Source organism: Pantoea sp. X-Soil-TKNS-1211, assembly GCF_059730495.1.
Map to the genome: position 1 here is coordinate 394462 of NZ_AP035954.1, position 12617 is coordinate 407078.

A 12617-nucleotide genomic window follows, 5' to 3' on the forward strand; every position below is an offset into this window, starting at 1 on the left:
AATTTTTAAAGCAAATGATTATCATTGGCTTTCTCAATTTATGCGCTTCTTAGCGTTAAATGCCGCAGCATAGCTGCGACGTCATAAAAATCAGAAGCGACACAACAGCAGACCACGTTTATTTTGGCGGGAAATATTATGTCTTCGAATCGCAGGGAAACTCGCGCGGTATCAGGCGCGTCTGGTATCCGCAAAACCTTCACCGTGTCATTGTTGGCAATGGCGGTACACGCCCTGCTCAATCCAGCACTGGCGGCAGATACCACCACGACTCAGCAAGATCTGGTGGTCAATGCCAACACCAGTAGTGACACCACCGCTCAGGACAAAACCGATTACCAGGTAAAAACCACCCGTGCCGGGACTAAGCTGCTGCTGACGCCACGCGATGTGCCACAGTCTGTCAGCGTCATCACCCAGCAGCGTATGCAGGATCAGCAACTGCAAACGGTGAATGATGTGCTGAAAAACACCACCGGCATCACCAGTGAGCAGGACGATAGCGAACGTTCATACTACTACTCGCGCGGATTTAAGCTCACTAACTTCACCTATGACGACATCCCGACCTCTATGGGTGATGCCTGGAACTATGGTGATACAGCTTCCGATACGGCAATTTATGATCGTATCGAAGTGGTACGTGGTGCGACGGGACTGATGACCGGCGCAGGCAGCCCGGCGGCGTCAGTCAACATGGTGCGTAAACACGCCGACAGCAAAGAGTTCACCGGGAATTTGACTGCCAGCTACGGCAGCTGGAATAAGCAGCGTTATGTGGCGGATGTTTCTACCCCGCTCAATGCATCCGGATCGGTGCGTGGCCGCGTCATCGCAGGTTATCAGAATCAGGACAGTTGGCTGGATCGTTACCGCAAAAACACCAAATTCCTTTATGGCACGATCGATGCGGATATCACCGATAACACCACGGTGTCGCTCGGTTATGACTATCAGGATGCCGACACCAAAAACCCCACCTGGGCGGGGAATCCGGTGTTTTACAGCAATGGTTCACTGACCCATTACGATCGCAGTCTGAACTCCTCCGCAGACTGGACCTACTACCACACCACCGTGCGTAAAGTGTATGCCGACCTGGTACATAACTTTGATAACGGCTGGACCTTCCGTCTGAACGGCACCCACGCTGAAAACACCTTTAGCGACAAATTGTTGTACGTCGGTTATCTCTCCATGCCGGATCAGGATACCGGAGAAGGCGCCGATGGCTTCGGCAGTATGGACCGCGGCAAACGTGAGCTGACCTCAGTAGACGGTTATGCCAGCGGTCCGTTCGAGTTATTGGGTCGCCAGCATCAGTTGATGTTGGGTGTGAACTATAGCCGTCAGCACAATAAAACCTATAGCAGTGATGGCGTGACCGATCAGGACGCCTACGATATCGCCACCGGAGATATTGGCGTGTTCAATAATCACTGGAATGGCAGCATTGCTGAACCTGACTGGAGTGACTGGTATCAGAACTCTGACGATGTGGTCCGTCAGAAGTCAGCCTACACCGCCGCGCGTTTCTCATTGGCCGATCCGCTGTCGCTGATTGTCGGTGCACGTTACACCCAATACAGCACCAATGGCAGCAGCGGCAATATGGATAAAAACAACATCACGCCGTATGCGGGTGTGGTGTATGACATCAACGATACCTGGTCCGCTTATGCCAGCTATACCTCAATCTTCCAGCCGCAAACCTATCGTGACAGCAGCGGTCACTACCTGTCACCGGTTACCGGGAAAAGCTATGAAACGGGTCTGAAATCAGCCTGGTTTGATGGTCGCCTGACGGCAACGATGGCGGTCTTCCGCATTGAGCAGAATAACGTTGGTGAGGCCATTGATGACGTTTACGTCAATAACAGCAGCGAACAGGCATACAAGGCGACGAAAGGTGCACGTAGCAAAGGTGCTGAGTTTGAACTGAACGGCGCGCTTACTGATAACCTGCAAATGACCTTCGGTGCCACTCGCTATGTCGCACGTGATTCGGATGGACGTTATAACTCCAACCAACCGCAAACCGTTTTCAAGCTGTTCACTCGCTATCAGCTGCCGATGCTGCCGGACCTGACATTTGGTGGCGGTATCACCTGGCAGAACCGTGTGTTCCAAGATGACACCACACCAGATGGCAGCACCCAGCGCGTTTATCAGGGCAGCTACCCGTTGGCTAACCTGTTTGCCCGCTATCAGGTCACTAAACAGGTCGCGGTGCAGGCTAACGTGGATAACCTGTTCGATCGCACCTACTACACCTACATGAACAACTATGTTTACGGTGAACCGCGTAATTTCTCGGTCAGCGTGTCATACCAGTTCTGATAATGAATGGCAGCGCCCTGCATTGACAGGGCGCTGCGTATTTATTTATAAACCGTTGCTGTCGCACGAACTTTGTCACCTTCATTACCTGAAGTGATGACGAAATATTTGCCGCCCATCTCATCCGCTTTTTTAGAAATTTCCTCCATCGCCGCACGTGGCGAGGTATGTTCTTTAGTAGAACTTACCGTCCCGACTTTTTCATATTGCTTCGCTTCGGCTTTACTGATTTCCTTTGCCGCAAAGGCTGAACCACAAATTAACGAAGCGGTGAGCAATGCTATCATGCCTGCCAAGTTTTTATTCATTATCAAACCTCAGAGATGATTGGGGAAGTGACTCTTTATACTCGCCATTAAATTTTTAGACTAAGTTTTAGATATTGCAATCAGAGAAGCGATGTTAATTAAAAACCATTGCCAACCTCGCAAATCATAGTTATAAGAATCAGTATTTTACACACGTCACGGCAATAAAAAACCAGGAGGGAATTCCGCCCTGCCGCTTCGCTTTATTTCATCTCTTTTTATTCACTAAGCGAAGCCACTATTTCACGCTGATCTTTTCATTCCTATAACTTGTACTAGTGTTGATCGTAAGGAAATCGTAATGATCATGATTCGACATGTAAAAACAATAAATTAAACCTATAAAGTCATGTGCTTATAGCAGAGGCCACTATGAACCATGTCTATCGCCTGGTCTGGAGTTATGTAATGAATGGCACTGTTCCTGTGCCGGAAATCACACACAAATGTCGGGCAAGTAACACAACTGGCACCTCAATCATTTTATTTCTTGCGTTAAGTCTCACGTTTTCAAGCTATGCTGATGACATTGACTGGTCAACGGCATACCCCAGTTACTCATTCCCTGATAATCAAGGAATTAATTATGATTCTGTTTTGACCACCGGCTTCGCTTTTAGCCTGGACAATATGTCGTTACCTAATCATTATCCAGCTGGCACCACCTTGAATATATTGGGGGATATTCCATTAATAACTGGCAGTACAAACGGATCAGCCTCTTCCGTATCTGTGCTGAATGCGTTACCTGATGCCAGCGGCAGTAATGCAGGACGCATTACCGTCATTACCGCAACCGATGCTCAGGGTAACGTTACCCCCATTACCAGTGAAAATATTGATCAATATACTTATTCCCCCTCCCCGGCTAACCCACAGCAAAATCAAGAGTTAAATGTCGAGATCCCAGGATTGGAAGGGAGTTACCAGGTAATCAATGTCTACGACTCCACCACCTTTGTATCAGCGGATGATACTGCGGTAAGTGAGTTGCTGTTGCCGGTATACGATGCGGATTCATTCAGGATTTACAATAATTTTGGCCTTGTCACCCTCTCATCCACCGGAGGTACGGCAAATATCAATGTCGGTGCTGATACCACCGGAACCACCCCAATTGCCGCCGCTGCAAACACGCTGGATTTACTGGCGAAGAATTCAGTCCTGGCCCAGGCCCTTGGCAGCAGCACAGCAAACAGCCAGGTAAATTGGTTGTCAGACAATTTTATCCATTTTCAACCGGCTTCCGTTATTGCCACTGATAACCAGAGTGTTAGCGCGCAAAGTGCGCAATATAACTACACATTGACTTTGCCAAACTATGTGCAGATTGGTGAGCACGTCATAGCGGCGGGTTCGCAAACGTTTCAAATCACTTCCTCCGCCGATATTGCCGAGGTTAACGATTATCTGATCGGCCAGAATGATTATGCGGGCAACCCACAGGTACAGTACTGGCTGACAGCGGGGGCAACGGTAAACGGTGAAGTCATCGACTCGGCTCCCGAAGCCCAGAGCGTTTACAACGCCATCATTAGTGGTTTGCTGGCGCAACAGCAGCAGACCAGTATCAACCTTAATTACCATGTCTGGGACGATATGGCTGCGCACAATAACAATGCCACCCTGCCAGTCGGCGACCTCAATGTTATCTATGCCAGCGGTTCGCGTGCCAGTGCCTCTGTTGTCAGTTCAGGCTCACTGGCAGTTGATGGCGCAACGGCAGTGATGCGAGGTGACAGTGGTGCCATCCTGACAAACAACGGTGCCATCAATAGTTGGCGTAGTAGTAGCGCCAGCCCACAACCTATCGGCATGCTGGTCACCGATGCTGCGGCGATTAATAACGGCATTCTGAACAGTGGTCTTTTTCTGGAAAAAGATGGCAGCAATCAGAATGTCAACAATGCTGGCAGTGTGGCAATGCAAGGATTGGGAGCCAGTACCCTCACTAATAATGGCCACATCAACATCGCACTCACTGACAGCACCACGGCCAATGCTAAAGGTGTGTACGCTTCAGGCAGCAGCAGCGTGACCAACAGCAGCGACGCCACCATTGCACTGGTGGGTAATAGCCACAATAGCGAGGGCCGGGCGGCAGGTTACACCCTCTATGCTGACCAAAATGCCAGCGTACTGAACAATGGCAATCTTTATCTGGGTTATAACCCGATTATTGATAACAGCACGCCCACCGCTATCACTATGGCTGGCGGCGGAGCGTTATCTGCCGGAATTTACTCCAGCAGCAGTGGCGACATCGTGAATTCAGGCAATATTTATATCGGCGACAGTACGCGCAATGCAGCCGGTCTGCTGATGGATAATGCCTTGGGGTCTGCGGTCAATAACGGTCGTATCGACGTACTGGGGAAACTGGTGAATGCTGCTGCGGCCAGTGATTACGGTCTTTATGTGGTCGATAACCAAGGTGACGTGACAAATAACGGCACTATTTTCGTTGATGGCGACAACAATATTGCCATCTATTTACAGGCGCGCGACAACGCGGCCAGTGTCACATCCAGTTCTGGCAGTCAGATCACGGTAGGCAGCGCTGGCGATACCGGGGGTAGCGATGGCAACGTCTATACCTATCGCAACTATGCGGTTTACGCCGAGGGATTAAACAGCCAGCCAGCTTCGGTGGATTTGCAGGCGACTATCCGCCTACTTTCAGCAGGTGCCATAGGCGTGCATGCGCGCGGTAACGCGCAGATCAATGTCGGCAGCGATGCCTCGCTATCCTTCGAAAATGATCATCAGATTGGATATTACGCCTGGGGGAATCAGGCGCAAATTAACGTCAGTAACGCCAGCATCAATGATAATGGCCAGGCCAACTCGGTGCTGTTTGCCGTGGATAACGGGGCGGTATTCAATGGGGATAATGGCAGCGGCTCGCCCTACCAACTCAGTATTAGTGGCGACAACGCCATCGGCGTGATTGCCAATGGTGTGGATAGCGTCAATAACATCGCAACATCCCTGACCACCGGGCCAGCAACCATTACCGTGAACGGTGAAAATGCCGTCGGCGTGTTGGTATCGGGCGGTGCCATTGGCACCATTAATGACGGTGGCATCATCCTGACACATGACAACACTACCGCAGTGCGTATTGATGGGCGTAACTACAATATCGATGGCACACGAGACAGCGACGCTCTCACCACCAATGTAACGTCTGCCGCCGCTACGACGACCTCTTCACTGCAAAGTGGCATTACCGGTTACGACGTATCCTATCTGGGCAACCTGATACTGAATGGCAGCACCGGCATCAACCTGAATGGCGAGCTTGGTAAGGGGATCTGGTTACATGACGGCGGCACCGCGACGGTGAATGCGCCAGTCAACGTGCAGGGCAACGATAATATTGGCGTCAGTATTGATAACAGCGGCACCCTAACGAATAACAGCGCCATTACCGTGGGCGGTGCTGCGGGTAGCGGAAATGTCGGTATCCGCGTTCAGGGTGCGGGGGCGCTCGTCAACCGTCTCGGCAGCGTCACCGCCAACGGAGGTCTGGCGGCCGTGCAACTCACCGGAACCGGCGCAGCCCTCACCGTTAACGGCACGGGTAATCAAATCATCGCGTCTGGAGGTGCTGACGGGGTACTGATGGATAACGGTGCCAGCCGTTTTTCCGCCAGCAACACCACCATCGCGATCTCCGATAGTGGTGCGGGAATCAATAACAACGCCAATACCGCCAACATCAACCTGAATACTGTCACGATTAACGCTTCCGACGGTCCAGCCATTCGCACTGCCGTGACCTTCAACGCAGAAGGCAGCGGCAATATTCTCAATGTGAGCGGCAGCGGTCAGGGGTTTGCTTTTGAACAGGCAGATGGATCTGCCACCAGCGGCGATCTGACGATCAGTAATGGTTACACGATAAATGGCACGGGAACAGGCAGCATCGGTATTCTCGGCAATACCGCAGGCAACGTCAGTTCCGGTGCCAATATCAGCATGAGCGCGGTTGGCGGTGCCGCAATCGTCGCAACCAACGCCAGTGGTGTCAGCAACAGTGGACAGATCCAGACCAGCAGTAATACCGGTAGTACGATACTGGCAACCAACACCGCACAGTTTACCAATACCGGTACCATTGCCAGCTCAGGTTCGACCAATAGCCAACCGGTGGTTGCCATAAATGGCAGCGCGGCAAACCGCACCATAACTAATAGCGGCAGTATCAGCAGCACCAGCAATTCGGCTACTGTCATTGATGCCTCCGGTAGCGGGAATACCAACTTAACTAACACGGGCAGTCTCCAGGCAGCGAACGCCCTTTCACAAGTCATTCTCACCGGTAGCGGCACAGATAACGTGACCCTGGCGGGAGGAAATACACAGGGAGAAATTACGCTCGGCAGCGGTGCTGATCGCTTCAACTGGAATAGTGGCCTCTTCTCCGGCGGCATCACCTTCAGTGGTAGTGACGGGGGCGATAACGCAACCCTGGGCAATGTCTTACTGACCAATACGCGCCATATCCTCAGTGAGGGTGGAAACGACAGCACGCTGCTTTTCAATGGCACCACGGCCACCGTTGGGTCATTTACGACTGACGACCTGAGTCAAGGCACCAACATCGGCAGCGGCTGGAGCACTCTGTCACTGAATGGCGGTGATGTGCGGATTCAGGATGACCTCATACTATCAGGGACACCCACGATCAATGTGAGTGGCGGAGCCATTCTGCGCAGTGGTAACAATCTCAACGCCAGCGGCAGCGCATCCGTCAGTAATTACGACATCAGCACGTCGGGCAGTACCAGCCAGGTCATTTTCGATGGGAACGAAAACCAGGATTATAGCGGCGTAATCAGCGGTGACGGCGGTATGACACGTACTGGCGGTGGAAGTACCGTGCTGTTAGGCGCCAATAGTTACACCGGTTCGACGCTGATAGGTAGCGGAAGCGAGCTGACGTTAGGCAATGGCGGCACCAGCGGCAGCCTCTCGGCCAGTACCAACATCACCGATAATGGTGTACTCACCGTTAATCGTAGTGACACGGTAACACTCAACGGCGCGATCGCCGGTAGCGGTGACTTTCAACAAATTGGCAGTGGCTTAACGCGACTCAGCGGTAATAACAGCTGGACGGGTATCACTCAGGTCAATCAGGGAACCCTGTTAATCAATGGTGATCAGCGTGCCGCGACCGGTGTGACCAACGTCGCCTCCTCGGCCACTCTGGGGGGTAACGGCGTCATCGGCGGTGATGTAATCTTTGCAAACAGTAGCACTCTGTCGCCTGGTGATAATGGTATTGGCACGCTGACCATCAATGGCGATCTGAGCCTTGCCTCCTCCACCAATAGCCAATTTTCGTTGGGTGAAGCCTACGCCCCTGGCGGAAGCTTCAATGACTTCGTCGATGTAAAAGGAAATCTGATTCTGGATGGCTTACTGGATGTGGCATTAAGTCCGGGAGGTAGCTTTTTACCGGGTGTCTACCGACTGTTTAATTACGCCGGTTCGCTGACGAATAACACGCTGGATATTAATAGCCTGCCGCCTAATGAGGGAGGCACCTACTCCATTCAAACCAATATCGCCAATCAGGTAAACCTGATACTTAACTTTGTCGATCCAGCCAGTGAACTGCAATTCTGGGATGGCGAAGATACCGCAAATCACGGTGACGGCACGACCGGAGATGGGATCGTTGAGGGAGGCGATGGCGTCTGGAAAGCCAACATCGCCGGGGATACCAATAACTGGACACAGTCAACCGGTGTGGGTAACGCGCCATGGTCGCAATCCGCTTTTGCGATTTTCCAGGGGACCGGCGGGGATGTGCAGATTAGCAATATCAATGGTCGGGTGCTCAATTCCGGCATGCAGTTTACCGCTGATGGTTATGTCCTTCGCCAACTGAATGCTGCGTCGACGCTCAACTACATCAGTACTGTAACCGAGTCTTTCCCCGAGAGCGTTCCCATTCCCACTAACAGCTATCAGTCTCTCGGCGAGTCGGTTGCCGACACTTATTATGTCATCCGCGTTGGCGACGGCGGCAATGGCGCAGATATCACCACCACCATTGACGCCAGCCTGCGGCAAGATGGCCTGGACAGCAACCGCATTCGATTACTGAAAACCGATGCCGGGCGTTTAATCCTCAACGGCAATAACGATTTTTCTGCCGGTAGTGAAGTTTGGGGCGGGATTCTTCAGGTCTCCAACAATGCCAGCCTGGGTGCTACAGGCACCAGCGTGACACTGAAGAATGCTGCTACCTTGCAGGCGGGTGGTGATTTTACCCTTAACCGTACCCTGTTTCTCGATGCCAGTGGTGGCGGCACGCTGGATGTTTACGGACACAATCTGACTGCGGCGTCACTGATTGCCGGAGACGGTGATCTCACCATTGAGGACACTTCTACCGGTACGGCGACCGGAACGCTGGCGCTCAATCAAGTCAACCGCTATCAGGGAAATACGACCATCAATGGTAAAAATGGTAATGGGCAGTTGGTGGTTGATGCCAACGTTAGTGGAGGATTTGGGCGCGCCGACAGCCAGCTCAACATCAGCGACCGGGCACAACTCAATCTTAACAACAGCACTCAGGCAGAAAGTCATCTGTTCAACCTGACCAATGGCGCGCAGATGGTGCTGGGCGATAGCAGTTATGGTGCGAATGCCAGCATCAACACCGATGCCAGTTCAGTGCTGACTTTCAGTGAGAATGCGAATGGTGGCAATGCCCAGGTCTCCAATAACGGCACAGTGATCTTTGCCGATGCAGCTCAAGCAGAAAATGCCAGCATCAGTAACCTCTCAGGCGCAACGGTCGATCTTTCTACACGCGGTGAATTGACCCGCATTGGATCACTTTCCGGTGCCGGAAATATCTTGCTCGGTGCGGCTGACCTCCAGGAAGGTAATCTTGCACGCGACGACGGGATCACTGGCGTGATCAGCGGCAACGGTGGGCTGGAAAAAGTGGGTAATGGCACGCTGACATTATCAGGCGATAACACCTATCGTGGTAACACCTTGGTGCAACAAGGCGCGCTCATGGTCAATGGCGACCAATCCGCGGCTACCGGCTTAACCACCGTTAATGCTGCCGCCACGCTGGGTGGCAGCGGGACGTTGGGCGCGACGGTGATGGTGGAGGATGGTGGGCATCTGGCGGCTGGCAGCGATAGCGCCAGTGTCGGCACCTTTACCCTCGGGAGCCTGACATTACATGATGCTTCACAACTGGATTATCAATTCGGCGAAGTGTATGGCGTGGGTGGCACCTACAACGATCTGATTAACGTCAATGGCGATCTGACGCTGGATGGTCAGTTAAATATCACCCCGACCAGTGGTAGGAGTTTCGACGTCGGCGTCTATCGGGTGTTCAATTACAACGGCATTCTGACCGACAATCAAATGGTGATCGGCAACGCTCCGGCCGCAGCCGACGATCTCTATGTCCAGACGTCGATCGCCGGGCAGGTCAATCTGGTTAATCACGCCGGTGTACAACTCCGTTTCTGGGATGGTACAGGCGGTAACGCCGGAGAAATGAAAAATAATGGCACGATTGAGGGAGGGGATGGCATCTGGCAAAACGGCAGCGGGAATGATAACTGGACCACCGATACCACCTCCCCCACAGGTCGTTACAACGCCCCCTTCAGCAACAATACGTTTGCCGTCTTTGGCGGAGAAGCTGGCACCGTCACGATCGATAATTCTGCCGGTGACGTGGGGATTTCTGGTGCCCAATTCGCCAGCAATGGTTATGTATTGAGCGGTGATACGCTGACGCTCGCGGCGGCGGATACTGTGCTCCGAGTGGGTGACGGCAGCGTGCAGGGGGCTAATTATCTCGCCACCCTCAACACCTCGCTGATCGGCAGTGGCACATTACATAAAACCGATCTCGGCACGTTGTTACTCAATGGCAATAACCTTTTTTCTGGCGGCTCGGTTATTAGCGCCGGTGTCATCCAGGTCTCCAGTGATAACAATTTAGGTGCCACAGGAACATCACTGACCCTTGATGGAGGCGCGTTACGCTATGGTGCCGGATTCGTCAGCAATCGTCCTGTGGTGCTGACCACGAACGGCGGCACAATTGATACCCAAACCTTTGCTGCCAACCTGAGCAACGTCATCAGCGGCAACGGCGATCTGACAAAATCAGGCAGCGGTACACTGACCTTAAGCGCTAATAATACCTTTCAGGGCACCATGCATATTGATGCTGGCACCCTGCAGTTAACTGATGACGGTAACCTGGCGGGGAATATTGATAACCAAAGTCTGTTGATCAGCAGCCGGGCTGACACGTTTACCCTAAATGGCGATATCTCTGGTAGCGGCCAACTCTGGCAACAGGGAAGCGGTGTGACCCGTCTTGCAGGCAACAATAGCTGGAGCGGCCTGACATTGGTTGAAAAGGGAACCTTGCAGGCAGTTGCCAGCAATACCTTTAGCCCCGCTTCTACCTACGTGGTGAGCCAGACAGGCGTGTTGGACAGTAGTGGGTTTAATCAAACCGTCACTAACCTGCTCAATCAGGGTACGGTTAGCCTGCTTGGTGGTGATGTTGGTTCGACACTCACTGTCACCGGGGATTATGTTGGTAGTAATGGTGTTATCAAAATTGCAGCACAACAGCACAGCCCAGGCGTTGCCGACAGACTGGTTGTGAGTGGTGGCACCGCCACCGGGCATACACTGCTGGATATTGATGTCAGCCAGCTCGGTGAGCCAACCGAAGGTGATGGTATTGTGGTGGTGGAGGCGATTAACGGCGGCACCACGACGGCCCAAACAACCAGGGATGCGTTCAGTATTGGGGCCGATGCGTTGATGGCAGGTGCCTGGCAATATCAGTTATTCGCGGGTGATGCTCAGGGTCAGGGAGAGGATTGGTATCTTCGGGCGGGTTATCGACCGGATGTCCCTGGTTTCGATACCCTTGCGGCCATTATTCGTCAAGCTGACCTCGCCGTTTTGGGCACCCTGCACCAACGCGTCGGTGATGAGCAACCCTGGCAAGCAACTGTCGCGGAAGACCAACAGGGGCGTTTTTGGGCGCGCTATCTGACCAGGACGGTTGATCAACAGTTAAATGACCCATTACAGAGTCGCACTTCATCGCAGTTCAGCGGCATGCAGATTGGCAGCGATCTTTATCATGATGATCGTTGGCGCATGGGGGTATACACCACGCTGCTGGATAATGACACGGCAATTAATGGTAATACCGGCATGGGAGTCGGTGGTGCGTATAACTCCACCTTTTCCACTTATCTGGGTGGTTACGCCACCTGGATCGATAACAATGGCTGGTACATCGATAATGTCTTGCAGTACGGGCATCATGACGTTGATTTGAAAAACAGCGTCAATCGCAGCAGCGTGCACCCCAACGGTGACTCCTTTGCCGCCTCCGTTGAAACCGGTAAACCCTGGCAACTCGGCAATAGCCAATGGTCACTGGAACCACAGGCACAGTTGATTTATCAATACAGTGATTTCGACAGCATTACGTTACAGGGTGCGGCAAATACGCGAGTTGACGTTGATGCGGATGGCACATTAATTGGCCGTCTTGGGGTGCGTCTTGCTGCTGACTACAGCACGGATTACGGTCAGGTGAAACCGTATCTCCGCGTGAATCTCTGGCAGATGCTGGGAAATGGTCAGGACAACGTGACCTGGGCCAATACCGCCAACAATGCCGGAAGTACCACCATCACTGCTGACCAGTCATTCAGTACCACCGAAGCCGCTGTAGGCGCAACCTGGTTTGTGAGTGAAAAAGTCCAGGCATACAGTGAAATCGGCAGAAGCTGGAATAATGGCGGTGATACCCATGTAGATGCCAGTCTGGCCGCCTCTGTTGGTGTGAAGATGCGCTTCTGATTGCCTTATCCTTTTTAGCAAGATGGCATAGCGCCAGCGTGATTTGTCAGCAATGCTTAGGTA

General features: G+C 52.5%; 3 protein-coding genes. 2 read left to right on the forward strand and 1 reads right to left on the reverse strand.

Annotation, left to right across the window (positions count from 1 at the left end):
* The first annotated feature begins 138 nt into the window (after nt 1-138).
* Nucleotides 139-2340 (forward strand): ferric-rhodotorulic acid/ferric-coprogen receptor FhuE, encoded by a 2202-nt coding sequence (gene fhuE / locus AC6I8W_RS22265; protein ID WP_497838305.1) that lies wholly within the window; start codon nt 139-141, stop codon nt 2338-2340.
* A 41-nt stretch (nt 2341-2381) separates the two neighbouring features.
* Here the strand turns inward: fhuE and AC6I8W_RS22270 are convergent, their stop codons facing one another.
* The gene (locus AC6I8W_RS22270) at nt 2382-2648 is read right to left on the reverse strand and encodes a YdgH/BhsA/McbA-like domain containing protein (protein WP_497838306.1); all 267 of its coding nucleotides are present in this window, start codon (nt 2646-2648) and stop codon (nt 2382-2384) included.
* A gap of 630 nt (nt 2649-3278) precedes the next feature.
* On the opposite strand from AC6I8W_RS22270, the gene AC6I8W_RS22275 reads away from it, so the two are divergent.
* Nucleotides 3279-12554, forward strand: a complete 9276-nt coding sequence (locus AC6I8W_RS22275) for an autotransporter-associated beta strand repeat-containing protein (protein WP_497838791.1) — start codon at nt 3279-3281, stop codon at nt 12552-12554.
* Nucleotides 12555-12617 lie beyond the last annotated feature (63 nt).